This is a genomic window from Streptomyces sp. ACA25, assembly GCF_028200735.1.
Lineage (GTDB): Bacteria > Actinomycetota > Actinomycetes > Streptomycetales > Streptomycetaceae > Streptomyces.
This window is the reverse complement of the sequence record NZ_JAQKPV010000007.1, coordinates 220938-246626: the sequence shown is the minus strand read 5'-3', so window position 1 is coordinate 246626 and position 25689 is coordinate 220938. Positions and strand designations below refer to the sequence as shown.

Below are 25689 nucleotides of genomic sequence, written 5' to 3'. Positions count from 1 at the left end.
GCCGGATGCGACGTCAGAATTCCGTAAGATGCTAGCGTCCCGTTATGTTCCTGTTGTCTTCGTAGGGTAAGGGGAATGACTCACTCCCCACCTGAACACGGCCACCTCGGCGACATCGTGCTGCCGTGCCTGAACGAGTCGGAGGCCCTGCCCTGGGTGCTCAACCGGATTCCGGACGGCTGGCGGGCGGTGGTCGTGGACAACGGCTCCACCGATGGATCGGCCCGGATCGCCGAACGGCTCGGCGCGACGGTCGTCCACGAGCCCCGCAAGGGATTCGGCTCCGCCTGCCACGCCGGCCTGCTGGCCGCCGAGTCCGAACTCGTCGCCTTCTGCGACTGCGACGCCTCCCTCGACCCTTCGGAGGTGGCGCGGGTGGCACAGCCGGTGGCGGCAGGGGACGCCGACCTGGTGCTGGCCAGGCGCCGCCCCACCGGCCGGGGTGCCTGGCCGCTGCACGCCCGCGCCGGGAACCTCGCCCTCTCCGTGCTGGTCCGCCGGCGCACCGGTGTACGGCTCCGCGACCTCGGACCGATGCGGGTGGCCCGGCGAAAGGACCTGCTGGGCCTGGAGCTTACGGACCGGCGCAGCGGGTACCCGCTGCAAATGGTGGTCCGGGCTGCGGACTCAGGCTGGCGTATCGAGGAGACAGAAGTGCCCTACCGACCGCGGACCGGCCGGTCCAAGGTGACCGGAACCTGGCGGGGAACCTGGCAGGCCGTTCACGACATGCGGGCGGTGCTCAAGTGAAGGCCGTGGCTCCCCGGGGAGCCACCACTCTCCTCGTGATCGCCAAAGAGCCGCTCCCCGGCCGGGTCAAGACCCGGCTCACCCCGCCCTTCAGCCCGCAGCAGGCGGCCCGGCTCGCGGAGGCCTCGCTCGCCGACACCCTGGACACCGTGCTCCGGGTGCCCGCCGCCCGCCGCGTCCTGGTACTCGAGGGCCGCCCCGGCCCCTGGCTCCCCCCGGGGTTCGAGGTGGTCCCGCAGGCCACCGGCGGCCTGGACGAGCGGATCGCCGCGGCGTTCGCCGGCTGCGCCGGACCAGCTCTGCTGATCGGCATGGACACCCCGCAGGTCACGCCCGCGCTGCTCGCCCCGGCCACCGGCCCCGGCGGCTGGCCGACCCCCTGCACCGCCTGGATCGGCCTTGCCGAGGACGGCGGCTTCTGGGCTCTCGGGATGGCCCGGCCCGATCCGGCACTGGTGCGCGGCGTCCCGATGTCCACCTCCGTCACCGGCCGGGAGCAGCTGCGCAGACTGACCGGGGCCGGGCTGGACGTGCACCGGCTGCCCGAACTGCGGGACATGGACACCGCCCAGGACGCCGCGGTCATCGCCCGGATCGCGGTCGGCCGGCGGTTCCCCGCAGCGCACGCAGGCACCCGGGAGGGCGCCACCACATGACCCTCACCCCATCCCGGGCTCCCGACCGCCCGGCGCCGGCCTGGGCCGCCGACCCCTACACCGAGGCCCTGCTGGCCGGCCGCGGCCCGCTGTACCTCGAGCGGGCCGACGGCTGGCTGCTGCCGCTGGACGTGTCCCGTTGGTGTGCCGGCCCGGACCCCGCCGACCGGTCCGTGCTGCGGCGCTGCCGGGGCAGCGTGCTGGACATCGGCTGCGGGCCCGGCCGGATCGTCACCCATCTGGCCCGCCGGGGCCATCAGGTGCTCGGCATCGACGTGACCCCGGCGGCCGTCGAACGGACCGTCAGCAGTGGCGGCAGCGCGCTGCTCGCCTCGGTCTTCGAGCCGCTGCCGCGCGAAGGCCACTGGACCAGCGCGCTGCTGCTCGACGGCAACATCGGCATCGGAGGCGACCCCGGTGCCCTGCTGGAGCGGATCCGGTCGGTGACCGCCCCGGGCGGTGCGCTGTTCGTCGAGGCCGCAGCCGCGGAGGTCGACGAACGGGTCGAGGCCCGGCTGGTCAATGACCGCGGTCACCGGGGCTCGGCATTCCGCTGGGCGCGGGTCGGCCTCCGCGCGCTGAGGGCCCACGCGGGGCGCGCCGGGTGGACCGAGACGGGTCAGTGGACGGCTCACGGCCGCCCTTTCGTGGAGCTGCGCTGCCCGCGCTGACCGCCGCGCCGTACCTCCCGCCACCACAGCACGGCGGTGACCAGGGCGATTCCCGCGAGCACCAGCGTCAGGTTCCGGGGGTAGTCCAGCGGGAGTGCGGTCGGATCGCGCGGCGGGCCGGGCCGGAGGAGCGCCGGCAGCGTGATCAGGGTCACGCAGCCGGCCACCAGCAGCCCGCCGCGCACCGGCCGCCCGGCCGGCAGGCGCCACAGGGCCCAGCCCGCCAGCAGGACCAGCGGGGCCAGCAGCAGGTCGTGCAGCACCACCACGCCCGCCAGCCAGGGCACCACCCGCAGGGCCGCCGTCACCTCCCGGCCGCCGTCCGTCAGGTACCAGGCACCCAGCCCCATCAGCAGGATGCCCACCGACCCCAGCCCCAGGCGCAGCACCCTCACGGCAGCACCTCGATCCGGGTGACCCACTTGGTCTGCCACACCCCCGGCCGGTTGGGTGCGATGATCCGGGCCGGAAATCCGTGATTCGCCGACAGCGTCTCGTCGTTGACCCGCAGGGCCAGCAGGGTCAGCGGATCCCGCGCGTAGCCGGGTCCCATCTCCATCACCGAGAAGGCGCCCCTGGTCTGCAGGGACACCACCCGCACGAAGGCGTCGGCCGGGGCGCCCGCGAGGTCCAGCAGGTCCCGGATCCGCACCCCGTCCCACCGGGCCGAGGCACTCCACCCCTCCACGCAGGCGATGGGCAGCCGTTCCCGGTGGGACGGGAGTGCGCCGAGTTCCGCCAGCGACAGCTCGTAGGCCCGCGGGCCGTCCACCCGCAGCCGCCAGGTGTCCGTGGCCACCGCCTCCCCGGTGACGCCTGCGGCGGCTGCCGTGCGGTTCACCGGCAGCCCCTGCTCGGTGTGGTCCGGATGCCGGGGGGCCAGCAGGTTCAGGGGCCGCAGCGGCGCGGCCGACTGCCCCGCGGTCAGCAGGGTCACCGTGCCCACCGCCGCCCCCATCCCCAGCAGCAGGGAGCGGCGGTCGCCGGCGTCCGCCGCCGGCAGTTCCCGGCTGCCGGGGCCGTCCTTCCGCCAGTGCGCGGTGATCTCCGGGGCCTTCACCGCCAGGTGCAGCAGCAGGGCGCCGACCAGTACCCAGGCGAGCGCCCAGTGCACCGGCCGGAAGGAGAACGGCCAGGGGTACCACTGCACGATGTTGACCAGGCCCAGGACCACCTCGAGCAGTGCCGCGGACACCAGGACGGCCACCGACAGCCGTTCCAGCGCGTGCCGCACCGAGCGGACCGGAGGCCGCACGAACAGCCGTGGATACACCGCCCACAGCTTCACCAGCAGCAGCGGAACCAGCGCGATGCCGGTGGCCACGTGCAGCCCCTGGGTCACCCGGTAACCCGACACCGGACGGGACGGCAGCCGGGGCGCCAGCCAGCCCGGCGGGGTCTGCAGGAGGTGACTGATCAGCCCGGTCACGAAACACACCAGGACGCCGGCGGCCAGCCAGCGGCCGACGGCGGTGGCGGTGCGGGGTTCGTGCAGTCTGCCGCGGAACCGCGGCCACCACCGTGTCACCACGGTCACCGGGATCTCACCACCCGGTGAAGAGCAGATGGTTGACGGTGAGTGCCACCGCTGCCTGGGCGGCCAGCCACCCCCGGTGCCAGCCGCGCGGCAGCAGGGCGGTGGCGGGCACGGCCCAGAGGACGAAAGGGAGCCAGATCCGTTCCGTCTCCGCCTTGCCCATACCGGAAAGACTCGCCAGCAGCATGATCAGCACGGCGGCCGAGACCAGCAGGATCAGCGCGGTGCGGCCGGAGACCGGACGGCGTTCCCGCCACAGCGACCGCACCCCCTCCCGGGCGGTGTCCGGCAGGGCCACCGCGGCCCGGCGCAGGCCGACGACGGTCGCGGTCCCGGCGGTCACCACCTGCGTGGCCAGGTTGGCCCACACGAAGTACTCGTACGGACGCAGCCGGGCCGCCCCCTGGTAGTAGCGCTCGACCAGCAGGAAGTACCCGTCGAACCACCAGAAGCCGGCCGCGGTGAACACCGCGACCCAGGCCAGCACGCCGAGCACGAGCCACGGCAGCGGACGCCAGGTCCGCGCCGCCAGCAGGACTGTCAGCCCCAGCAAACCCATGAGTACCAGCCCGTAGGACAGGTAGAGCAGGAGCCCGAACAGCAGTCCGGATCCGAGCGCCGCAGCGCGCGGCCACCGGGTCCGGCCGGTGGCCGACAGGGCCAGCAGGGCGATCGCCCAGGCGGCCACGGCGGCGAACCAGGCGTCGGCCGACACCCCCATCCACACCGCGGCGGGTACCAGGACCATGAAGGGCGCCGCCCTGCGGGCGAGATCCTCCCCGGCCAGGGTGCGCACGGTGACGAGCACGGCCGCCGCGGCGGTGGCGGCGGTCACCAGGACGAACATCGCGGCCCAGGCCCCGCCGCCCAGCCCGATCCGGTCCAGGCCGGAGAAGGTCAGCAGCGCGGCCGGCGGGTGCCCGGCCACATGCACCGGCCAGTTGTCCGGCGAGGTGAGCAGGATGTGGTCGGTGTAGGTGCGCAGGAAGTGCCCGACGTCCTCGGTGCGGTCCACCGCCGCCAGGTATTCGTGGCGGGCCTCCAGACGTCCGGCGATCCCGCGCTGCCAACCGTCGATCATGGCCAGGGAGAACATCCAGGCCAGCGAGCCGGCGACGGAGACCCCGAGCAGCCGGCCCCAGCTGAGCCGCTGTGCGAGGGAGGGCCCGTGGAGGACCGTCACTCCCGCGACGACCAGCGCCATCGGGGTGCCGGGGCCCAGATGCGGATCCCACCACGCGTACAGCGGCGGCCAGTGCAGAAAGAGCCGGCCGTCGGTGTTGACGGCGACACCGACGACGGCCGCCGTCGCGAAGAGCAGCACCGCCACGGACGCGGTGATCAGGTCGGCCCGCAGCCCGGTGGGGCCCGGCTCGTGGTCGGCCGGGTCCGGGGAAGCCTTCGGAGTCGTCGGAACGGTCACCTGTCTCAGGCTAGGCCGCCGAGGCGTGCCCGGGCGGCGGCGACGGGCCGACGTCACCACATCGTCAGATCTCCCGTGTCCTGATCAGGGCGGATTCGTTGATCCAGTACATGAGCGAGAACACTGGTGAGGGCAAGCGGACCGCCCGGGAACGGCTGCACGCGGAGCGGGAGCGCGAGGAAGCCGCGCGCAAGCGGCTGCGCACCGTCAAGGTGCTGGGGGCGGCAGGGTCCGTGGTGGTGCTGGCCGGGATCGTCGGCTATGTGGTGGCCGGTGCGGGCGGTGACGGCGAGGAGAGCAGCCTGCCGGCGGCGTCCCCCATCTCCCAGGGGCAGGCGGAGGCCCCGGCGACTCTCACCGTCTACGAGGACTTCCGGTGTCCGGCCTGCGCCCAGTTCGAGGGGGCGTTCAAGGACACCATCCGCGACCTGGAGAAGGAGGGGAAGCTGAGGACCGAGTACCACTCCGTCACCATCATCGACGAGGGCCGGGGCGGTACGGGCTCGATGAACGCGGCGAATGCCGTGGCCTGTGCCCGGGACGAGGGCCGGTTCACCGAGTACCACGACGCGCTCTTCGCCCACGAGGCCGACGAGGCCGCCGACCCGTTCGCCGACAAAAATTTGCTGCTGGAGCTGGCCGGCGGGGTCGAGGGCCTCGACACCGACACGTTCCGCGGTTGCGTCATGGACGGCGCGCACGAGGGCTGGGTGGAGCGCCTGCACGAAGACTTCCTGGAGGCCGGACATGCAGGCACTCCCACTATTCTGCTGAACGGCGACAGCATCTTCGGCGACCCCGCCGACCCGCTGACCCCGGACCGCCTCCGTGAGCGTGTCGAGAAGATCGCCGCCGACGCCTCCTGACCGGTCCGGCTCCGGCAGCTGCGCCACGGTGGTGACAGCTGCCGGAGCCCCGACGGCCCCCGATGCACCGGCGGGATTCCATGGGGCGGGTGGGGCGCGGTAGCGTCGGGGCATCATGGAGATCCTTGCCTCAATTCCGAGCCCGGGCACGAGTGAGATTCATCTCGGGCCGCTGCCGTTGCGCGGCTATGCCGTGTGCATCATCGCGGGTGTGTTCCTCGCCATCTGGCTCGGCGGACGGCGGTGGGTGGCGCGGGGCGGGAAGCCTGGCACCGTCGCCGACATCGCGGTGTGGGCCGTGCCGTTCGGGCTGGTCGGCGCCCGGGTATACCACGTCGCCACGGACTACCAGCTGTACTTCGGCGAGGGGCGGGACTGGGTCGACGCTTTCCGTATCTGGGACGGCGGGATCGGCATCTGGGGCGCCATCGCGGGTGGTGCGCTGGGCGCGTGGTTCGCCTGCCGCCGTCGCGGCATCCCGCTGCCCGCTTTCGCCGACGCGGTCGCTCCGGGCATCGCGTTCGCCCAGGCGATCGGGCGCTGGGGCAACTGGTTCAACCAGGAGCTGTACGGCCGCCCCACGGATCTGCCGTGGGCGCTGGAGATCGACACCGCCCTCGGTATCGAAACCTTCCACCCCACGTTCCTCTACGAGTCGCTCTGGTGCATCGGGGTCGGAGCCCTGGTCATCTGGGCCGACCGCCGGTTCCGGCTCGGCCACGGCCGGGCGTTCGCGCTGTACGTCGCCGCCTACACGGTGGGCCGGTTCTGGATCGAGTACCTCCGGATCGACGAGGCCCACGAGGTGTTCGGGCTGCGGCTGAACAACTGGACCGCCGTCGCGGTCTTCCTCGCCGCGGTCGCCTACTTCGTGCTCTCCGCCCGCAGCCGCCCCGGCCGGGAGGACGTGGTCGAGCCCGGCGCGGGTGACGAGGCCCCGGACACCGGTGGTGAGCAGGCCGCCGACGCGGACGACAGCGGCAAGGGCGAGGCAGGTGCTGAGAGCTCCGGGAAGGCCGGGAGCGGCGAACCCGCCGGGGCCACGGCCGTCGACACCGTGGCGGCACCCGCCGGTACCAAGGCCGCCGCGGACACCGAGGAGGCCGCTTCCGGCGACGGCGACGGAGCCGCCGGCACCGCTTCCGGCACCGGGAAGGACACCGGCCCCGCCACGGACACCCGGAAGGACGCGGGGGACTCCAGCGGCGGCAAGGACTCCCGGGAAAGCTGACAGCAGTCCCACCTCACCGGTTGGGAGGTACCGTTTGTATGACGACGGTGCGTCCCGACCGGTGATTCTTGTTACCCGGCGGTTTCAAACCGCCGTCACGGGGCATATGCTCCCAGCCCGCGGGCAGTGAGGCCCGCGTCATTCCTACTCTCCGTGCGGTGTGAAACCGCCGGTTGCCCGTGTGGTTCGCGTGGTCTCGTCCGAAATGTGGACGCGAGTATCCCGCTTCGTGGGTGCTGAGCCATCGTGTAATCTGCACGAAAATTTTCGCGCCAGGGCCAACGTCGTCCCTGGGCAATCACCATTTGCCACAGACGACGACGGGAGAGCCGATGCGTTCTGCGTCCCATCCGGCCAAGCAGGGGATGTACGACCCGGCCAACGAGCACGACGCCTGCGGTGTCGGCTTCGTCGCCACTCTCACCGGTGTCCCCACCCACGAGCTCGTGGACCAGGCGCTCACCGTGCTGCGCAACCTGGAACACCGAGGTGCCACCGGCAGCGACCCCGACACCGGTGACGGTGCGGGCATCCTCCTGCAGGTCCCGGACCTCTTCCTGCGCGAGAACGTGTCCTTCCGGCTGCCGGCCGCCGGTGGCTACGCGGTCGGCATCGCCTTCCTCCCGGCCGCCCCCGGTGAGGCCGCAGCCGCCGCCGAGCGGATCGAGGCCATCGCCGCCGAGGAGCACCTGACGGTGCTCGGCTGGCGTGACGTCCCCGTGGCCCCGGAGCTGCTCGGCGCCGCCGCCCGGGAGGTCATGCCCGCGTTCCGGCAGCTGTTCGTCGCGGACGCCGAAGGTGAGCGGGAGGGCTTGGCCCTGGACCGCTTGGCCTTCGTGCTGCGCAAGCGCGCCGAGCGCGAGGCCGGGGTGTACTTCCCCTCGCTCTGCGCCCGGACCATCGTCTACAAGGGCATGCTCACCACCGGCCAGCTCGAGCCCTTCTTCCCCGACCTCTCCGACCGCCGACTGGCCTCCGCGGTCGCACTGGTGCACTCCCGGTTCTCCACCAACACCTTCCCCAGTTGGCCGCTGTCCCACCCCTACCGGTTCGTCGCCCACAACGGTGAGATCAACACCGTCAAGGGCAACCGCAACTGGATGCGGGCCCGGGAGTCCCAGCTGGTCAGCGACCTCTTCGGGGACCAGCAGGCCCTGGAGCGGACCTTCCCCGTCTGCACCCCGGAAGCCTCCGACTCCGCCACCTTCGACGAGGTGCTGGAGCTGCTGCACCTGGGCGGCCGGTCGCTTCCGCACGCCGTCCTGATGATGGTCCCCGAGGCGTGGGAGAACCACGAGTCGATGGACCCGCAGCGCCGTGCCTTCTACCAGTTCCACTCCACCGTCATGGAGCCCTGGGACGGACCGGCCTGCGTCACCTTCACGGACGGCGTGCAGGTCGGCGCCGTCCTGGACCGCAACGGTCTGCGCCCGGGCCGGTACTGGGTCACCGACGACGGGCTGGTCGTACTGTCCTCCGAGGTCGGAGTCCTGGACATCGACCCGGCCCGGGTCGTGCGCAAGGGCCGGCTCCAGCCGGGCCGGATGTTCCTCGTCGACACCGCCGAGCACCGCATCATCGAGGACGACGAGATCAAGGCCGGGCTCGCCGCCGAGCACCCCTACGGCGAGTGGCTGGAGACCGGTCTGATCGGCCTGGCCGACCTGCCCGAGCGCGAGCACATCGTGCACACCCACGCCTCGGTCACCCGCCGCCAGCAGACCTTCGGCTACACCGAGGAAGAGCTGCGGGTGCTGCTCGTCCCGATGGCCAAGGCCGCCATGGAACCCATCGGCTCCATGGGCACCGACACCCCCATCGCCGTCCTCTCGGACCGGCCACGGCTGATCTTCGACTACTTCACCCAGCTGTTCGCGCAGGTCACCAACCCGCCGCTGGACGCCATCCGGGAAGAGCTGATCACCTCCCTGCACTCCTCCCTGGGCCCGCAGGGCAACCTGCTCGAGCCCACCGCGGCGTCCTGCCGCAGCGTCAACCTGCCGTTCCCGGTGATCGACAACGACGAGCTGGCCAAGCTCATCCACGTCAACGCCGACGGCAACCTCCCGGGCTTCGAGTCCACCACCCTCTCCGGTCTGTACCGGGTGGCCGGCGGAGGCCGGGCGCTGGCCGACCGCCTCGCCGAGATCTGCGCCGAGACGGACGCCGCGATCGCCGACGGCGCCCGCATCATCGTGCTCTCCGACCGGCACTCCGACGCCGAGCACGCCCCCATCCCCTCGCTGCTGCTCACCTCCGCGGTGCACCACCACCTGATCCGGACCAAGCAGCGCACCCAGGTGGGCCTGCTCATCGAGGCCGGTGACGTCCGCGAGGTCCACCACGTCGCGCTGCTCATCGGCTACGGCGCGGCCGCCGTCAACCCGTACCTGGCCATGGAGTCGGTCGAGGACCTGGTGCGGGCCGGCACCTTCTTCCAGGACGTGCCCGGCCTGGAGCCCGAGGCGGCCATCCGCAACCTGATCAAGGCGCTCGGCAAGGGCGTGCTGAAGGTCATGTCCAAGATGGGCATCTCCACCGTCGCCTCCTACCGGGGCGCGCAGGTCTTCGAGGCCATCGGGCTGGACGAGACCTTCGTGGACACCTACTTCCAGGGCACCACCACCAAGCTCGGCGGCATCGGCCTGGACGTGGTCGCCAAGGAGGTGGCCGCCCGGCACGCCAAGGCATACCCCTCCTCCGGCATTGCCCCGGCGCACCGGAACCTGGAGATCGGCGGCGAGTACCAGTGGCGGCGTGAGGGCGAGCCCCACCTGTTCGACCCGGACACCGTCTTCCGGCTCCAGCACGCCACCCGGGAACGCCGCTACGACATCTTCAAGCAGTACACCGAGCGGGTGAACGAGCACTCCGAGCGGCTCATGACGCTGCGCGGGCTGTTCGGCTTCAAGGCGGGCGAGCGCGCCCCCGTCCCGCTGGCGGAGGTCGAGCCGGTCAGCGAGATCGTCAAGCGGTTCTCCACCGGCGCGATGAGCTACGGCTCCATCTCCCAGGAGGCCCACGAGACCCTCGCCATCGCCATGAACCGGCTCGGGGCCAAGTCGAACACCGGGGAGGGCGGCGAGGACGCCGACCGGCTCCACGACCCGGAGCGGCGCAGCTCCATCAAGCAGGTGGCTTCCGGACGGTTCGGCGTCACCAGCGAATACCTGGTCAACTCCGACGACATCCAGATCAAGATGGCGCAGGGCGCCAAGCCCGGTGAGGGCGGCCAGCTGCCCGGCCACAAGGTCTACCCGTGGGTGGCGAAGACCCGGCACTCCACCCCGGGCGTCGGCCTGATCTCCCCGCCCCCGCACCACGACATCTACTCCATCGAGGACCTCGCCCAGCTCATCCACGACCTGAAGAACGCCAACCCCGCGGCGCGCATTCACGTCAAGCTGGTCTCCGAGGTGGGTGTCGGCACCGTGGCAGCGGGCGTTTCCAAGGCCCACGCCGATGTCGTGCTGATCTCCGGACACGACGGCGGTACCGGCGCCTCCCCGCTGACCTCGCTCAAGCACGCGGGCGGCCCCTGGGAGCTGGGCCTCGCCGAAACCCAGCAGACCCTGCTGCTCAACGGTCTGCGGGACCGCATCGTGGTGCAGACCGACGGTCAGCTGAAGACCGGCCGGGACGTGCTCGTCGCGGCCCTGCTGGGAGCGGAGGAGTTCGGCTTCTCCACCGCCCCGCTGGTCGTCTCCGGCTGCGTCATGATGCGGGTGTGCCACCTGGACACCTGCCCGGTCGGCATCGCCACCCAGAACCCGGTCCTGCGCGAGCGCTACGCGGGCAAGGCCGAGCATGTCGTCAACTTCTTCCAGTTCGTCGCCGAGGAGGTCCGCGAACTGCTGGCCGAGCTCGGGTTCCGCAGCCTCGAGGAGGCCGTCGGCCACGCCGAGCTGCTGGACACCAGCCGCGCGGTGGACCACTGGAAGGCCGCCGGCCTGGATCTGGCCCCCCTGCTGCACGTGCCCGAGCTGCCCGAGGGCACCGGCCGTCACCACAGCACCAGCCAGGACCACGGTCTGGAGAAGGCGCTCGACAACGAGCTGATCAAGCTGTCCCAGGACGCGCTGGCCGCACCGACCGCGGAGGAAGCCGAGCCGGTCCGCGCCCAGGTCGCGATCCGCAACATCAACCGCACCGTCGGCACGATGCTCGGGCACGAGGTGACCAAGCGGTTCGGCGGCGCCGGGCTGCCCGAGGACACCATCGACATCACCCTCACCGGCTCCGCGGGTCAGTCCTTCGGCGCCTTCCTGCCGCGCGGCGTCACGCTGCGCCTGGAGGGGGACGCCAACGACTACGTCGGCAAGGGCCTCTCCGGTGGCCGGCTGGTGGTGCGCCCGGACCGCAACGCCGATCACCTGGCGGAGTTCTCCACCATCGCGGGCAACACCCTCGCCTACGGTGCGACCGGCGGTGAGCTGTTCCTGCGCGGCCGGGTGGGCGAACGGTTCTGCGTCCGCAACTCCGGCGCCACGGTGGTCGCCGAGGGCGTCGGTGACCACGGCTGCGAGTACATGACGGGCGGCGCGGCGGTCATCCTCGGTGACACCGGCCGCAACTTCGGCGCCGGCATGTCCGGTGGCGCCGCCTACGTGCTCGACCTGGACCAGGGCAACGTCAACCCCGGCAACCTGGAGGCGGTCATCGCGCTGGACGATGCCGACCGGGAGTGGCTGCACGACGTGGTGCAACGCCATCAGCAGGAGACCGGCTCCACCGTCGCGGCCACGCTGCTCGCCGACTGGGAGACGGCCGTCGGACGCTTCAGCAAGATCACTCCGCTCACGTACAAGGCCGTGCTCGCCGCCAAGGAAGCCGCCGAGCGGGCCGGGCTCAGCGAGTCCGAGACCCACGAGAAGATGATGGAGGCGGCGACCCATGGCTGACCCGAAGGGCTTTCTCACCACCGGGCGCGAGGGCGCCCGCTCCCGCCCCGTCGAGGAGCGCGTCAAGGACTGGAACGAGGTCTACGTCCCCGGCTCTCTGCTGCCGATCATCAGCAAGCAGGCCGGCCGGTGCATGGACTGCGGTATCCCGTTCTGTCACAACGGCTGTCCGCTGGGGAACCTGATCCCCGAGTGGAACGACTACGCCTACCGCGAGGACTGGGAGGCCGCCAGCGAGCGGCTGCACGCCACCAACAACTTCCCGGAGTTCACCGGACGCCTCTGCCCGGCACCGTGCGAGTCCGCGTGTGTGCTGGCCATCAACCAGCCCGCGGTGACCATCAAGAACGTCGAGGTCACCATCATCGACCGGGCGTGGGAGTCCGGGAACGTCACCGCGCAGCCCCCGGAGCGGCTGTCCGGCAAGACCGTCGCCGTGGTCGGCTCCGGACCGGCCGGTCTGGCCGCCGCCCAGCAGCTGACCCGTGCGGGACACACCGTCGCGGTGTACGAACGCGCTGACCGCATCGGCGGGCTGCTGCGGTACGGCATTCCCGAATTCAAGATGGAGAAGCGGCACATCAACCGCCGCATCGAGCAGATGCGTGCGGAGGGCACCAAGTTCCGTACCGGTGTGGAGGTCGGCCGCGACATCGACGCGAACCGGCTGCGCAAGCGCTACGACGCGGTCGTCATCGCCGCGGGCGCCACCACGGCCCGTGATCTGCCGGTGCCCGGACGCGAGCTGAACGGCGTCCTCCAGGCGATGGAGTACCTGCCGCTGGCCAACAAGGTGCAGGAGGGCGACTTCATCACCTCGCCGGTCTCCGCCGAGGGCAAGCACGTCGTGGTCATCGGCGGCGGTGACACCGGTGCCGACTGCGTGGGGACGGCGCACCGCCAGGGCGCGGCGTCCGTCACCCAATTGGAGATCATGCCGCAGCCCGGTGAGGACCGCCCGGCCCATCAGCCGTGGCCGACGTTCCCGATGACCTACAAGGTCTCCAGCGCCCACGAGGAGGGCGGGGAGCGGGTCTATTCCGTCTCCACGACCCACTTCGAGGGCGACGAGAACGGCGACGTCCAGTGGCTGCACATGATCGAGGTCGAGTTCAAGGACGGGAAGCTGGAGCAGAAGCCCGGCACGGAGCGGAAGATCCCCGCCCAGCTCGTCACCCTCGCCATGGGCTTCACCGGCGTGGACCAGGAGAACGGTCTGGTCCAGCAGTTCGGCCTGGAGATGGACGCCCGCGGCAACATCGAGCGGGACGCCGACTACGCGACCAACGTCCCCGGTGTCTTCGTCGCCGGTGACGCCGGGCGCGGTCAGTCGCTGATCGTGTGGGCCATCGCCGAGGGCCGGGCCGCGGCCCGGGGCGTGGACCGTCTGCTGACCGGCCGCAGCGCCCTGCCTTACCCCATCCGGCCGACGGACCGTTCCCTGACGGTCTGATCCGGCCCGACCGACTGCCCGTACAGCGTCGTACGGACACCGCCGCGGCGCCTGCCACTCCCCGACCGGAGGCAGGCGCCGCGGCATGTCCACGACCGGGACTCCCGCCCCGGCTCCCTCCTCGTGCCTGACGGTGAGTCAGGAGTATGGGGGAGCCCACTGCTTGTCTTTCCCGTTGCGGTTTCGAGATTTATCCGTGATGTACGGGGTATTCGCAGGCACCAGAGCCGGAAGAACACGCAGTCGGACAGAGGAGAAGTGTATGAGCCGGGCGAACATCTTCGTTGTCGGAATGGACAAGGAAAATCTGGAGACCCTGGGTGACATTCCGTACGCGGAGGACTACCGATTTCATCCCCTGCTGAGCATTGAGGAACTCCAGCAGGGCGAAGTCGTGGTGCCCGAGCTGATCAGCAAGGCCCAGGCGAAGCTGGACGCCTTCGACGGAAGTATCGATGCCATCGTCGGGTACTGGGATTTCCCGGTCAGCACCATCGTGCCGGTGCTGTGCGAGCGCTACGGTCTGCGGAGCAACAGCCTGGAGGCCGTAGCAAAATGCGAGCACAAGTACTGGAGCCGGCTGGAGCAGCAGAAAGCCACCGACGCGCACCCGGCGTTCGCGCTCGTCGATCTCTCCGGAACACCGCAGCCCCCGGCGAACGTCGGTTTTCCGATGTGGCTCAAGCCCTCGATCTCCTACTCCTCGGAGCTGGCCTTCGGCGTCAAGGACGAAAGGGAGTTCCAGGAGGCGGTCACGCAGATCCGGGAAGGCATCGGCCGGGTGGGCCGTCCGTTCGAGTACATCCTCGACCGGCTGGATCTCCCGCCCGAGGTCAGCGCCGCGGGGGGCGAGGCCTGCCTGGCGGAAGAAGCCCTCACCGGCCGGCAGGTCGCGGTGGAGGGCTACGCGTACAACGGTGAGGTCACCGTCTACGGGGCGCTGGACTCCGTCAACCACCCGGACTCCTCCAGCTTCCTGCGCCACCAGTACCCGTCCGCGCTGCCCGGGCCGGTGGTGGCCCGGCTCCGCGACATCTCCCAACGGGTGATGCGGCAGATCGGGACGGACTCGGCCACGTTCAGCATCGAGTTCTTCTACGATCCGGAGACGGACGTGATCAAGCTGCTGGAGATCAACCCGCGGCATTCCCAGTCGCACGCCGAGCTCTTCCAGTTCGTCGACGGCGTCCCCAACCATCACTGCATGGTCAGCCTCGCGCTCGGCCGGAATCCCGAACTCCCGGACAAGCAAGGGCCGTACGAGGTGGCGGCGAAGTGGTATCACCGCCGCTTCGAGGACGGCCGGGTCCGCCGGGTGCCGACCGACGAGGAAGTGCACCGGATCGAGCAGGAGATACCCGGAGTCAGGATCCGCATCGTCCCCGAGGAGGGCCAGCGGCTTTCCGACCTGCCCGAGCAGGACAGTTACAGCTTTGAACTCGCCCAGATTCTCATCGGCGGGGAGAACGAGAAGAACATGCGTGACAAGTTCGACCGCTGCGTGGCGGCGCTGCGCTTCGTGTGCGACTGAGCGCACCTCCCGCCCGGCCCCCGAGCCGGGGGCCGTGTCCGCCCGCGCCCGCCCCGCACCGGCTGCCGACCGCAGGTGCGCACCAGGAGAGGAGCACGCCCGGCCATGCGCTGTGTGACCAACCTGCCCCACACCACCCGAGAAGAGGAACACGTCCTGATCCCCGTCTCCGACGGCACCCGCCTGGCAGCCCGGATCTGGCGGCCGGTGTCCTCGGACGACGAGCCGGTACCGGCGGTCCTGGAGTACATTCCGTACCGCAAGCGCGACCTGACCGCCGTCCGGGACTCCGTCCACCATCCGTACCTCGCCGGCCACGGCTACGCCTGCGTGCGGGTGGACCTGCGCGGTACCGGTGAGTCCGAAGGGGTGCTCCTCGACGAGTACCTGGAGCAGGAGCAGACCGACGCGGAGGACGTGCTCGCCTGGATCGCCGGGCAGCCGTGGTGCGACGGCCGGACCGGGATGATGGGCCTCTCCTGGGGGGCGTTCAGCGCGCTGCAGCTCGCCGCCCGCCGTCCGCCCAGCCTGCGGGCGATCGTCATCGCCTCCTTCACCGACGACCGGTACGCCGACGACATGCACTACATGGGCGGCTGCCTGTTGTCGGACAATCTGGCCGAGGCCGGCACCATGTTCGCCTACGCCACCTGCCCGCCGGACCCCGCGCTGGTCGGCGACCGCTGGCGGGACATGTGGCACGAGCGACTGGAGCACAGTGGACCCTGGGTCGCCGAATGGCTCCGCCACCAGCGGCGCGACGACTACTGGCGGCACGCCTCGGTGTGCGAGGACTACCGGGCCGTGCAGTGCCCGGTGCTCGCCTCCAGCGGCTGGGCCGACGGCTACTCCAACGCGGTGCTGCGCCTGCTGGAGAACCTGGACGTGCCGCGCAAGGGGCTCATCGGACCGTGGTCGCACAAGTTCCCCCACCTGGGGCAGCCAGGACCGGCGATCGGCTACCTGCAGGAGGTGGTGCGCTGGTGGGACCACTGGCTCAAGGACATCGACAACGGGGTGATGGAAGGCCCGGTCCTGCGCACCTGGATGCAGGAGAGCATGCCGCCCTCCACCTCGTACGAGGAGCGGCCCGGCCGCTGGGTGGGTGAGCCGGCCTGGCCCTCCCCGCAGGTGCGGGAGCTCACCCTGCCGCTCGACCGCCACCGCCTCGCGGCGCCGGAGGCACGCGCGAAGGAGGAGGAGCTGACCGTGCAGTCGCCCCTCTCGGTCGGGCAGTTCGCCGGCAAGTGGGCCTCCTACAACGCGCCGCCCGACCTTCCCTACGACCAGCGGGAGGAGGACGGCGGGTCGATGGTCTTCGACAGCGAGGTGCTCACCGAGCGCACCGAGATTCTCGGCTCACCCACCGTCTCGCTCGACCTGTCGGTCAGCGAGCCGGTCGCGATGGTGGCGGCGCGGCTGTCCGACGTGGCTCCGGACGGCAGCGCCACCCGCGTCACCTACGGCCTGCTCAATCTCACCCGCCGGGACAGCTTCGAGGCCCCGGAGCCCCTCGTACCGGGCCGGCGGTACCGGGCCGAGGTGCGGCTCAACGGCGTGGCCCAGGCGTTCCCGCCCGGACACCGCATCAGGCTGTCCCTGTCGACCTCCTACTGGCCGCTGGCCTGGCCGCCCCCGAAGCCGGTGCTGCTGAGCGTGTGCACCGGCGGCAGCAGCCTCACCCTGCCGGTGCGCGCGGCCGGCGCCGCACACGACGACGGCGCCCGGCCGTTCGAGAAGCCGGAAGGGACCGAACCGCTGCCGACGACCCAGGTCAGCCCGCCCGAGGAGCGCTGGAACGTCTCGCGCGACCTGGTGGGGTACCGGTCGGCCCTGGAGATCGTCAAGGACGGTGGCACGGTGCACCACGACACCATCGATCTCGACGTGGGCCGCCGCGCCTACGAACGGTACGACTCGGTGGCCGACGACTTCACCTCGGCGCGGGGTGAGTCGGCCTGGACGATGACCTTCTCCCGGGGGGACTGGAACGTGCGGACGGAGACCCGCACCGTGCTGAGCTCCACCGCGACCGAGTTCCTGCTGCACGCCACGCTCGACGGCTACGAGGGCGAGCAGCGGGTCTTCTCCCGGACCTGGAACGAGCGCTTCCCCCGGGACCTGGTGTAGCGGCGAGCGCCGGGCGCGGCACCCGCGGGGCGTGTTTCCCCGTCGGGAGAACCTCCCGGACGGGGAAACACGCCCGGTCTCCGCCCCGGACGTCAGCGACGGTCTCAGGGCAAGGAGGGGTAGTCCTCACCGAGCAGGTCCTGGCCGGTGGCCGCGTCCACCAGGGTGCGGTCGCCGAGCGCCTCGGACAGCTCCACCTCGACCTCGTCGAGCACCAGCATCTCGTTGCAGAACTCGACGTCCGGGTCCTCCTTCTCCCAGCCGGCCAGGATCACCAGGTCCGGGGTTTCCTCCAGCCAGGCCCCGAAATCCGCGGCGCAGTCGCTGTGGCCGACCGTCACGGTCACCACGCTGTCGGAGCTGTCCGGCTCCGCCGCGCCCTGGAGCGGCCGCAGGTCCTCGCTGCCCTCGGTTATCGGGTCCACGTCCGGCCACTCCTCGGCGATCTCACCGGCCCGGTCCTCGAACCGCTCCGGGGAAGCGTCCGGAGTCTCGCCTCCCGGCGTCTCGTCGGGGACCTCCGGCTCCGCCTCGCTGCCCGGTGGCTGCTCGACCACGGCCTCCTCGCCGCACCCCGTCGCCGCGAGCAGCACGGCCGCCGTCATCAGGGGCACCACCACGGTTCTGCGCATGACTGTCTCCTCAACTCCGTTGACTCCGCCGTACGCCGGTGGGACGGGACGGGCCGCGAGCCGGTTCCGCCACCTCAGTGGTCCAGGCCACTAACGGTGCTGTTCCGTGATGTCCCAGCATGGCTGAGCGCTGTGTTCGCTGTCACAATCTACGCGCAGTGCGGTCCGGAATGATCTTGAGGCATGCGGAGGAGACAGGTCATGGGGAGACGTCTGAGCGGCACGGCGGCGGCAGCGCTGACACTCGGCCTGCTCGCGGCCTGCGGTGGGGGAGGGGACGACGGCGGGGGAGGAGGTGACGCCTCCGGCAAGAGCCTCGAGGTCTGGATCATGGAGGGCACCTACCCCGACACCGGCACGTACTTCGAGGACCTCGAGGCGGCGTTCACCGAGCAGACCGGCGCGACGCTGAACATCCAGCTCGTGCCCTGGACCGAGGCGCACGAGAAGTTCACCACCGCCGCCGCGGGCGATACCCTGCCCGACGTCTCGGAGATCGGCACCACCTGGGTACCGGAGTTCGCCGAGGCCGCGATCCTCGCCGACCTGACCGACCGGATCGCCGAGGACGGCCTCGACGACGACCTCGTCGAAGGGCTTCAGCAGGCCGGCACCGTCGAGGACCGGCTGTACGGCATGCCCTGGTACGCCGGCATCCGCGCCCTCTTCTACCGTGCGGACGTGTTCGAGGAGCACGGGCTGGAGGTCCCCGAAACCTGGGACGAACTGCGCGAGGTGGCGCTCCGGCTCAAGGAGCTCGAACCGGACATGATTCCCTACCCCGTACCCGGTGGCAGCGAGTACTCCCTCTACCCCTTCATCTGGGGAGCCGGCGGCGAGGTCGCCGTCCCCGAGGGCGACGGCTGGGCCGCGGCCATCAACTCCCCCGAAGCGGTCGAGGGCATCACCTACCTCACCGAGCTCGCCACCGAGCACGGCCTGTCCGTCGCCGCGGCCGACACCTGGAACGAGGCCGACGCCCTCCAGAGCTTCCAGGACGGCGACGCCGCCATGATCATCAACGGCGCCTGGACCGTCGGGACCCTCCTGGACGCCGACGGCGACTGGGACGGCAAGTTCGGCGTCATGCCGGTACCCGGCCCGTCGGGCGGCGTCAGCCCGTCCTTCATGGGCGGCTCCCTCGCCGGAGTCATCGAGGGCACCGACGAACCCGACCTCAGCTGGGAACTCGTCAAGCTCATGACCACCGGTGACTTCGCCGACCGCTGGTCCACGGAGACCGGCTTCTTCCCCGGCCAGCAGACCCTCCTGGAGACCTACACCGAGCGGGACGACCCCTACATCGCGCCGTTCGCCGAGCAGATGGCCGAGGGCGGCAAACTCCTCCCCATCACCGACCGGTTCGGCACCGTGCAGGCCGAGGAGATCCCCCAGCAGATGATGCTGTCCATCCTCACCGGCAGCAAGGACGTCCAGACCGCCGCCGACGACGCCGCAGCGGCCATGGACCGGATCTTCCAGGACTGACGGCGGGCATCCGTCTCATGAGCACCGACACCCGTGCCGGGGCGGCCTCCGCACAGAGGCCGCCCCGCGCCCCGCACACCCCGGACCCCGGAAGCGGCCACGACCGCGCCGCCCGCCGCGCGGCCATCGGCCGACGGCTGCGGCCGCTGCGTCCCTGGCTGCTGCTCGCCCCCGCCCTGACAGTCCTCGCGGTCCTGCTGCTCTGGCCCCTCGTGCGCGTCGTCCTGCTGTCCTTCCAGGACTACGGACTGCGCGAGATCCGCTCCGGCGAATCCCACTACACCGGACTGGACAACTACCGGACCCTGCTCGGCGACTCCTACCTGTGGACCACGGTGCTCCCCAACACCGTGCTGTTCGCCTTCGCGTGCGTCTCGCTCACCGTCATCCTCGGCACCCTGGTCGCACTGCTGCTCCAGCGGCTCGGCCCGGTATGGCGGGTGGTGTGCTCCACCGCCCTCATGATGGCCTGGGCCATGCCCGCAGTGACCGGCACCTACGTCTGGATCTGGATCTTCGACCCGCTGAACGGCGTGGTCAGCGGCGGACTGGACACCCTGGGGCTCATCGAACCGCGGGAGACCAACTGGTTCACCGACCGCTGGTCGTTCTACGCCATCGCCACCCTGAACGTCGTCCACCACGGCTTCCCGTTCGTCGCCATCACCGTCTTCGCCGGGCTGCTGACCATCCCCAGGGAGCTGACCGAGGCAGCCGTCGTGGACGGCGCGAACGCCTGGCAGCGCTTCTGGCAGGTCACCGTCCCCAGCATCAAACCGGTCTTCACGGTCGTCACCATCCTGTCGACCATCTGGGACTTCAAGGTCTTCGTGCAGATCTACCTGATGCCGGGCGGCAGCGGCTCCAACCGCGACGTGCTCAACCTCGGCGTCTGGTCCTACGTGCGCTCCTTCGGGCGCAACGACTACGGCTCCGGCGCGGCCATCGCCGTCCTCCTCACCGTGCTGCTGCTGACGATCACCCTCGTCTACGTCCGCACCCTGTTCCGAGAGAAGGACGAGCTGTGACCCGCACCACCCCCCTGCGCCGGGCCGGCCTCGCTCTCGCGGTCACCGCCCTGCTCGTCTTCGCCCTCTTCCCCGTCTACTGGATGATCAGCTCAGCCGTCGACCCCGGGGCCTCCGCCCGCGGCTCCTCCGTGCTGCCCAGTGGCTTCACCTGGGACCACTTCCGCTTCGTCCTCGACCGGGGCGGCTTCGCCCGCTACCTCGGCAACTCCGCGCTCGTCGGCCTCGGCACCGTCCTGGCGGCCGGCGCCCTGTCCCTGTTCGCCGCCGTCGCCGTCGCCCGGTTCCGCTTCAAGCTGCGCACCAAGGTGCTCATCATGATCCTGGTGGTCCAGATGGTGCCTCTGGAAGCCCTGGTCATCCCCCTTTTCCTGCAGATGCGCAGCCTGCAGATGCTCAACACCCTGCTCGGCCTGACCATCGTCTACGTCGCGCTGTCCCTGCCCTTCGCGATCTGGACGCTGCGCGGCTTCGTCGCGGCCGTCCCCCAGGAGGTCGAGGAGGCCGCCTACCTCGACGGCTGCGGCTGGTGGCGGATGTTCCGCTCCGTCCTGCTGCCCCTGGTGGCCCCGGGACTGGTCGCCACCAGCATCTTCGCGTTCATCGTCGCCTGGAACGAGTTCATCTTCGCGTTCGTCTTCATGCAGGACCAGAGCAAGTACACCGCCGCCGTCGGACTGCGGTACTTCTCCGGCCCCTACGCCACCGACTGGGGCGCCATCATGGCCGGCTCCACCCTCATCACCCTGCCGGTGCTGATCTTCTTCGTCCTCGTCCAGCGCCGCCTCGCCACCGGCCTCGCCGCCGGCGCCGTCAAGGGCTGACGGCACGTCAGCGAGGCGGCGTGCTCAGGTGTCGCAGTCCAGCTCGGTCCGGCACAGCCCGCACCGGGCCCGGACCCGGCCCCGCACCGGAACCCGGATCCGCTGGAAGCACACCGGGCAGGGAAACGTCACCCTCGGCGGTGTCCCCGCCTCGAAGACACAGTGACCCGGCTGCACCGAGGACGGCGCGCCCCGGACCGCCAGCGCCCGCTGCACCGCGTAGCGCTGCCTGCTCGCCCAGCCGCCCCCGGCCAGCGGCGGGCGCGTCTCGTCCTCCTCGGCGAGCCGCAGGCCCTTGGCGTACGCGTCGTACGCCTGCGGGCTGGTGAACCACACCCGCGGGTCCTCCCCGAACACCGCGGCCCGCTTCGCCAGCACATAGCCGTATTCCTCCGGCGTCAGGTACCCGAGCTTCTGCGAGGACACCGCGTCCTGCCGGAACGCGTCCAGCAGCAGCCAGCCGGCCCCCAGATACGCGGCCGCGGTGTCCGTGAGAATCTCGTTCGCCGCCGTTCCCTCCAGAGCCAGCCCCGCCCGGTGCAGGAACACGTGCATCACCTCGTGCGCCAGTACCGCGCCGATGTCCCGCCGGTGTCCGTCGAACCGCGGATGCAGCTCCACGTGGTACTCCGGGCCGTCCGTCAGCTCCACCCACGCCGCCTCGTCCATCCGGCGGAAACTCACCACGATCCGTGCCTCGGGCAGCCCCAGGTGCCGCACCATGACCCGGGCGATGCGCTGCACCCCGGCCGACAGCTCCTCGTCGTCCCCGAACCCGACGTCCACCGGCAGCACGCTCAGCGGGAAACCCCGCACGGTGGCCGGGGAGAGCCCCCGGTACAGCGCGGTGACCGACGCCCGGACCTCCGCCAGCCGGGGAAACCCCCGCTCGACCGTTCCGCCCGCCGCCATCGCCGCCCCCGCTCCGCGTTGCCGCGCTCCGTTCCGCCTCACCGCGGACCCGTGGTCACTCTACGGGCGCCCGGGAACGGGACCGGCCCGGCCGCCTAGAGTCTGAAGCGTGACGAACAGGGAGATCGACGAGTCCGTCCGCGCGGAACTCACCCGGCTGCGGGAGAGCATCGACAACATCGACGCGGCGGTGGTGCACATGCTCGCGGAACGCTTCAAGTGCACTCAGCAGGTCGGGCGCCTCAAGGCCCGGCATCAGCTGCCCCCGGCCGACCCGGCCCGCGAAGCCCGGCAGATCGACCGGCTCCGGCAGCTCGCCGAGAGCGCCAACCTCGATCCGGCCTTCGCGGAGAAGCTGCTGAACTTCATCATCGCCGAGGTGATCCGCCACCACGAGACCATCGCCAACGGCACCGCGTCCGGCGAGGGCAGCGGCACGACCCCGGCGGACCCTTCACCCGAGCACGACTGATGCCGGGCAGGGCTGCGTACCCTGCCCGGCATCAGCGCACCGGCGGCGGCCCGGCACCCCTGCACCGGCCACCTGCCCGGCCGAGCGCCCCCACAGCACTCCACCGGGCCTGTGCTCCCACCTCCCGGGTGGCCCCGGCCGTCCCCGGGAGACGGCGGAGCGCCCCCACAGCACTCCACCGTCTCCCGGAACCGGCCGGGCCGTCCGTCAGGCGGCGGACCCGAATCCCGCCCGCACCGCTGCCCGCCATACCTCGTACAGCTTCTGCAGCTCCGCGCGCTCTTTCGCGCCCCACGGCCGGGTGCCGTGGGCGCGTACGTAGACGCGGATCGCCTGGTTCGCCTGCCCGGCGTCCAGGCCCGGTGGTTCCTCTTCGAGCGGGTTGGACATGGTCTGCAGCTTACGGCGAGCCACTGACAGTCACGCAGGGCCATTCGGCCCTCACTTCCGTCCCGCCCGGCCCGGCCCGCTCCCCGCCCCTCCGCACGCGCCCCGGCCGCCCCGGCCGGGCCATGAGGCAGCATGGGGATCATGGCCACCCTGACGCGCGACGAGGCGCGGACCCGCGCTCGCCTCCTCGACATCCACCAGTACACGATCGCCCTCGACTTCACCCGTGGCGAAACGGTCTTCGGGTCCCGCACCACCGTCGGCTTCACCGCGCGCCACGAGGGCGACACCTTCATCGAACTGCGCCCCACCACACTCCACCGGGCCGTCCTCGACGGCCGGGACCTCGCCCCCGCCGACCTGGCGGACGGGCGGCTGCCGCTGCCCGGCCTCACCGCCGGAGAGCACGAGCTGCACCTCGAGGCCGACATGCCGTACTCGAGAACCGGCGAGGGCATGCACCGCTTCACCGACCCCGCCGACGGCCTCACCTACCTCTACAGCATGTGCTGCATGACCGAGGGTCCCCTCGTCTACGCGGCCTTCGACCAGCCTGACCTCAAGGCGACGTTCTCCGTCTCCGTCACCGCCCCCGAGGGCTGGACGGTCCTCGGCAACGGCATCGCCACCGAAACCGAGGGCAGGCCCGGGCACTGGAAGTGCGCCACCACCCCGCCGCTCAGCACCTACCTGATGGCCGTCGCCGCCGGCCCCTGGCACTCGGTCCGCACCGAACACGCCGGGCTGCCCTTCGGCCTCCACGTACGGCGCTCTCTCGCCGAACACCTCGACCACGACGCGGACGAGATCCTCGACATCACCCGCCGCTGCTTCGACCGCTACCACGAGATCTTCGACGAGCCGTACCCGTTCGACTCCTACGACCAGGCGTTCGTCCCCGAGTTCAACGCCGGCGCGATGGAGAACCCCGGCCTCGTCACCTTCCGCGACGAGTTCATCCACCGCTCCGCCGTCACCGACACCCAGCGCCAGGTCCGCGGAATGGTCATCGCCCACGAAATGGCCCACATGTGGTTCGGCGACCTCGTCACCCTCCAGTGGTGGGACGACATCTGGCTGAACGAGTCGTTCGCCGAGTACATGGGCTACCAGGTCCTCACCGAAGCGACCGGTTTCCAGCCCTGGACCGAGTTCTCCGTGTCCCGCAAGGCCTGGGGTTACGACGCCGACCAGCGTCCCTCCACCCACCCGGTGGCACCGGCCGCCGACGCCGTCCCCGACACCGCCTCCGCCTGGCTCAACTTTGACGGAATCTCCTACGCCAAGGGCGCCTCCGCCCTCCGGCAGCTCGTCACCTGGCTCGGTGAGGAAGCGTTCCTTGCGGGCATCAACGACCACTTCGCCCGCCACCGCTTCGGCAACGCCACGCTCGCCGACTTCATCGACTCCCTCGGCCGGGCCTCCGCCGACCGCGACGTGCACGCCTGGGCCGACCAGTGGCTGCGCACCTCCGGCCCCGACACCCTCACCCCCGAGCTGCGCACCGCGGACGGCGAGTGGGAGCTGCACCTCACCCACACCGGCGGCCGGCCCCACCGCATCGGCGTGGGCGTCTATGACCGGGCGCCCTCCGACCCGGACACCGCCGTCCTGCGCGAACGCCCCGAGCTCGACGTCCCCGCCGGGGAAGGCACCAGCACCTACCTCTTCGACGGCTCCCGTCCCGACCTCCTCGTCCTCAACGACGGTGACCTCAGCTACGCCAAGGTCCGCCTGGACGCCCGCTCCTGGGACACCGCCCAGCACGTGCTGGGCAGCCTCCCGGAGCCGCAGAGCCGCGCGGTCGTGTGGAACGCCGCCCGCGACATGGTCCGGGACACCGAACTCGACCCCCTCGGCTACCTCCAGGCGGCCCGCCGCCACCTGCCCGCCGAGACCGACAACGCGATCCTCGAAGGAGTCCTCGGCTTCTGCCGCTCCCAGATCGCCGACCGCTACCTCAACGACCGGGAACGCGACGACGCGCTGGCCACCCTCACCGGCCTGGCCCGCGTCCTCCTGGAACGGACCGACGACGGCGAGCACCCCACCCTCCGCCTGACCGCAGTCCGCTGCCTCATCAGCAGCGCCACCGCCCCCTTCGAGCTGCGCGGCTGGTGGGACGCCGGCACCGTCCCCGGCGGCCCCGAACTCGACCCCGAACTGCGCTGGCGGCTTCTGCTGCGCCTCGCTGTCCTGGGCGACGCGAGCGAGGACGACATCCGCGCCGAGGCCGAACGCGACCCCGGCTCCACCGGCCAGGAGGGCGCGGCCCGCTGCCGCGCCGCGCTGCCTGACGCCGCCGTCAAGGCAGCCGTCTGGGAGGACATGTTCGGCAAGGGCTCCGAACTCTCCAATTACCTGTTCATCGCCTCGGCCCAGGGCTTCTGGCAGCCCGAGCAGCGCACCCTTCTTGAGCCGTACCAACAGCGGTACTTCCCCGCCGCCGTCGACCTGGCGGCCCGCCGGGGGCACGCCCTGACCGAGGCCGCCTGCCGGCATGCCTTCCCGCGCGCCACCGTCGACAGCGCCACGCTGCGCGCGGGCGAGGACTGCCTCGCCCGCGAGGACCTCACCCCCACGCTGCGGCGCGGACTCACCGACCAGCTCGACGACCTGCGCCGGGCCCTCCGCATTCACGAGGCCACCGACCTCGGCACCGCCGGCAGCTGACCGCCGGGGGCGGGGGCGGCGACGGGTTTCGTCACCGCCCCCACCGGCGCCCGCCCCGCGGGCGTCCGGTGGGAGCGGCCCCCGGGCAGGGCGGGGGCCGGCGGGCACCGCCGAGCGGTGG

Annotated in this window: 20 protein-coding genes; 14 read left to right on the top strand and 6 right to left on the bottom strand. The window is 71.4% G+C overall.

Translation table 11 applies throughout. From position 1 onward, the window contains the following. Nucleotides 1–75 precede the first annotated feature (75 nt). From PJ985_RS13660 to PJ985_RS13650, 3 genes are read left to right on the top strand one after another with little or no spacing between them, the layout of a single operon-like run. Nucleotides 76–750, top strand: coding sequence for a glycosyltransferase family 2 protein (locus PJ985_RS13660; protein ID WP_271683983.1), 675 nt, complete (start codon nucleotides 76–78; stop codon nucleotides 748–750). 5 nt (nucleotides 751–755) lie between these two features. Beyond that, on the top strand, nucleotides 756–1406 hold the full coding sequence (locus PJ985_RS13655) for a TIGR04282 family arsenosugar biosynthesis glycosyltransferase (RefSeq protein WP_271683982.1): 651 nt from the start codon (nucleotides 756–758) through the stop codon (nucleotides 1404–1406). Further along, nucleotides 1403–2077, top strand: a complete 675-nt coding sequence (locus PJ985_RS13650) for a class I SAM-dependent methyltransferase (RefSeq protein WP_271683981.1) — start codon at nucleotides 1403–1405, stop codon at nucleotides 2075–2077. The genes PJ985_RS13655 and PJ985_RS13650 overlap by 4 nt, the downstream gene beginning before the upstream one ends. On the opposite strand, the gene PJ985_RS13645 is transcribed toward PJ985_RS13650, so the two are convergent. The 3 genes from PJ985_RS13645 to PJ985_RS13635 are packed head-to-tail and all read right to left on the bottom strand — an operon-like array spanning nucleotide 2038 to nucleotide 5037. Then, nucleotides 2038–2472 carry a hypothetical protein gene (locus PJ985_RS13645; protein ID WP_271683980.1) on the bottom strand — a complete coding sequence of 145 codons (435 nt, stop codon included), beginning with the start codon at nucleotides 2470–2472 and terminating at the stop codon, nucleotides 2038–2040. The genes PJ985_RS13650 and PJ985_RS13645 overlap by 40 nt on opposite strands. Beyond that, a complete protein-coding gene (locus tag PJ985_RS13640) occupies nucleotides 2469–3614 on the bottom strand; it encodes a molybdopterin-dependent oxidoreductase (protein WP_271683979.1) in 1146 nt (381 codons plus the stop codon). Before PJ985_RS13640 ends, PJ985_RS13645 begins: the two co-directional genes overlap by 4 nt. Before the next feature lie 7 nt (nucleotides 3615–3621). Further along, a complete protein-coding gene (locus PJ985_RS13635; RefSeq protein WP_271683978.1) occupies nucleotides 3622–5037 on the bottom strand; it encodes a hypothetical protein in 1416 nt (471 codons plus the stop codon). A gap of 110 nt (nucleotides 5038–5147) precedes the next feature. Between PJ985_RS13635 and PJ985_RS13630 the strand changes: the two genes are divergently transcribed. The 6 genes from PJ985_RS13630 to PJ985_RS13605 all read left to right on the top strand — a co-directional run bounded on the left by PJ985_RS13630 (nucleotide 5148) and on the right by PJ985_RS13605 (nucleotide 17149). Then, entirely contained in the window at nucleotides 5148–5903 is a 756-nt protein-coding gene (locus tag PJ985_RS13630; RefSeq protein ID WP_271683977.1) for a DsbA family protein, read from the top strand. A gap of 115 nt (nucleotides 5904–6018) precedes the next feature. Then, on the top strand, nucleotides 6019–7134 hold the full coding sequence (gene lgt / locus PJ985_RS13625; RefSeq protein ID WP_271683976.1) for a prolipoprotein diacylglyceryl transferase: 1116 nt from the start codon (nucleotides 6019–6021) through the stop codon (nucleotides 7132–7134). Nucleotides 7135–7499: 365 nt separating this feature from the next. Beyond that, on the top strand, nucleotides 7500–12035 hold the full coding sequence (gene gltB / locus PJ985_RS13620; RefSeq protein ID WP_271684047.1) for a glutamate synthase large subunit: 4536 nt from the start codon (nucleotides 7500–7502) through the stop codon (nucleotides 12033–12035). Next, the gene (locus PJ985_RS13615) at nucleotides 12028–13488 is read left to right on the top strand and encodes a glutamate synthase subunit beta (protein WP_271683975.1); all 1461 of its coding nucleotides are present in this window, start codon (nucleotides 12028–12030) and stop codon (nucleotides 13486–13488) included. The genes gltB and PJ985_RS13615 overlap by 8 nt, the downstream gene beginning before the upstream one ends. A 262-nt stretch (nucleotides 13489–13750) precedes the next feature. Further along, complete coding sequence (locus tag PJ985_RS13610) at nucleotides 13751–15019, top strand: ATP-grasp domain-containing protein (protein ID WP_271683974.1); 1269 nt, start codon at nucleotides 13751–13753, stop codon at nucleotides 15017–15019. Between the two features lie 105 nt (nucleotides 15020–15124). Continuing rightward, nucleotides 15125–17149, top strand: coding sequence for a CocE/NonD family hydrolase (locus tag PJ985_RS13605; protein ID WP_271683973.1), 2025 nt, complete (start codon nucleotides 15125–15127; stop codon nucleotides 17147–17149). A 104-nt stretch (nucleotides 17150–17253) separates the two neighbouring features. Here the strand turns inward: PJ985_RS13605 and PJ985_RS13600 are convergent, their stop codons facing one another. Continuing rightward, nucleotides 17254–17781 (bottom strand): hypothetical protein, encoded by a 528-nt coding sequence (locus tag PJ985_RS13600; protein WP_271683972.1) that lies wholly within the window; start codon nucleotides 17779–17781, stop codon nucleotides 17254–17256. A gap of 201 nt (nucleotides 17782–17982) precedes the next feature. Between PJ985_RS13600 and PJ985_RS13595 the strand changes: the two genes are divergently transcribed. Genes PJ985_RS13595 through PJ985_RS13585 form a run of 3 tightly spaced genes read left to right on the top strand, consistent with a single transcriptional unit; the run spans nucleotide 17983 to nucleotide 21121 of the window. Continuing rightward, on the top strand, nucleotides 17983–19269 hold the full coding sequence (locus tag PJ985_RS13595) for a sugar ABC transporter substrate-binding protein (RefSeq protein WP_271683971.1): 1287 nt from the start codon (nucleotides 17983–17985) through the stop codon (nucleotides 19267–19269). A 17-nt stretch (nucleotides 19270–19286) separates the two neighbouring features. Continuing rightward, complete coding sequence (locus tag PJ985_RS13590; protein ID WP_271683970.1) at nucleotides 19287–20297, top strand: carbohydrate ABC transporter permease; 1011 nt, start codon at nucleotides 19287–19289, stop codon at nucleotides 20295–20297. After that, nucleotides 20294–21121 (top strand): carbohydrate ABC transporter permease, encoded by an 828-nt coding sequence (locus tag PJ985_RS13585; RefSeq protein WP_271683969.1) that lies wholly within the window; start codon nucleotides 20294–20296, stop codon nucleotides 21119–21121. Before PJ985_RS13590 ends, PJ985_RS13585 begins: the two co-directional genes overlap by 4 nt. A gap of 24 nt (nucleotides 21122–21145) precedes the next feature. On the opposite strand, the gene PJ985_RS13580 is transcribed toward PJ985_RS13585, so the two are convergent. Then, nucleotides 21146–22033, bottom strand: coding sequence for a hypothetical protein (locus PJ985_RS13580; RefSeq protein WP_271683968.1), 888 nt, complete (start codon nucleotides 22031–22033; stop codon nucleotides 21146–21148). Nucleotides 22034–22142: 109 nt separating this feature from the next. Here PJ985_RS13580 and PJ985_RS13575 point away from each other — a divergent pair, with 109 nt between their 5' ends. Next, nucleotides 22143–22505 (top strand): chorismate mutase, encoded by a 363-nt coding sequence (locus PJ985_RS13575; RefSeq protein WP_271683967.1) that lies wholly within the window; start codon nucleotides 22143–22145, stop codon nucleotides 22503–22505. 207 nt (nucleotides 22506–22712) lie between these two features. Here PJ985_RS13575 and PJ985_RS13570 read toward each other — a convergent pair whose 3' ends face one another. After that, nucleotides 22713–22895 carry a hypothetical protein gene (locus PJ985_RS13570; protein WP_271683966.1) on the bottom strand — a complete coding sequence of 61 codons (183 nt, stop codon included), beginning with the start codon at nucleotides 22893–22895 and terminating at the stop codon, nucleotides 22713–22715. Between the two features lie 141 nt (nucleotides 22896–23036). On the opposite strand from PJ985_RS13570, the gene pepN reads away from it, so the two are divergent. Continuing rightward, nucleotides 23037–25568, top strand: a complete 2532-nt coding sequence (gene pepN, locus PJ985_RS13565; RefSeq protein ID WP_271683965.1) for an aminopeptidase N — start codon at nucleotides 23037–23039, stop codon at nucleotides 25566–25568. Nucleotides 25569–25689 lie beyond the last annotated feature (121 nt).

Excerpts from the sequence above, each read along its gene's own strand:
- pepN (WP_271683965.1), top strand. The coding sequence starts at position 23,037 with ATGGCCACCCTGACGCGCGACGAGGCGCGGACCCGCGCTCGCCTCCTC.
- lgt (WP_271683976.1), top strand. The coding sequence starts at position 6,019 with ATGGAGATCCTTGCCTCAATTCCGAGCCCGGGCACGAGTGAGATTCAT.
- PJ985_RS13605 (WP_271683973.1), top strand. The coding sequence starts at position 15,125 with ATGCGCTGTGTGACCAACCTGCCCCACACCACCCGAGAAGAGGAACAC.
- PJ985_RS13570 (WP_271683966.1), bottom strand. The coding sequence starts at position 22,895 with ATGTCCAACCCGCTCGAAGAGGAACCACCGGGCCTGGACGCCGGGCAG.
- PJ985_RS13650 (WP_271683981.1), top strand. The coding sequence starts at position 1,403 with ATGACCCTCACCCCATCCCGGGCTCCCGACCGCCCGGCGCCGGCCTGG.
- PJ985_RS13660 (WP_271683983.1), top strand. The coding sequence starts at position 76 with ATGACTCACTCCCCACCTGAACACGGCCACCTCGGCGACATCGTGCTG.
- PJ985_RS13580 (WP_271683968.1), bottom strand. The coding sequence starts at position 22,033 with ATGGCGGCGGGCGGAACGGTCGAGCGGGGGTTTCCCCGGCTGGCGGAG.
- PJ985_RS13630 (WP_271683977.1), top strand. The coding sequence starts at position 5,148 with ATGAGCGAGAACACTGGTGAGGGCAAGCGGACCGCCCGGGAACGGCTG.
- PJ985_RS13610 (WP_271683974.1), top strand. The coding sequence starts at position 13,751 with ATGAGCCGGGCGAACATCTTCGTTGTCGGAATGGACAAGGAAAATCTG.
- gltB (WP_271684047.1), top strand. The coding sequence starts at position 7,500 with ATGTACGACCCGGCCAACGAGCACGACGCCTGCGGTGTCGGCTTCGTC.
- PJ985_RS13600 (WP_271683972.1), bottom strand. The coding sequence starts at position 17,781 with ATGCGCAGAACCGTGGTGGTGCCCCTGATGACGGCGGCCGTGCTGCTC.
- PJ985_RS13590 (WP_271683970.1), top strand. The coding sequence starts at position 19,287 with ATGAGCACCGACACCCGTGCCGGGGCGGCCTCCGCACAGAGGCCGCCC.
- PJ985_RS13595 (WP_271683971.1), top strand. The coding sequence starts at position 17,983 with ATGGGGAGACGTCTGAGCGGCACGGCGGCGGCAGCGCTGACACTCGGC.
- PJ985_RS13615 (WP_271683975.1), top strand. The coding sequence starts at position 12,028 with ATGGCTGACCCGAAGGGCTTTCTCACCACCGGGCGCGAGGGCGCCCGC.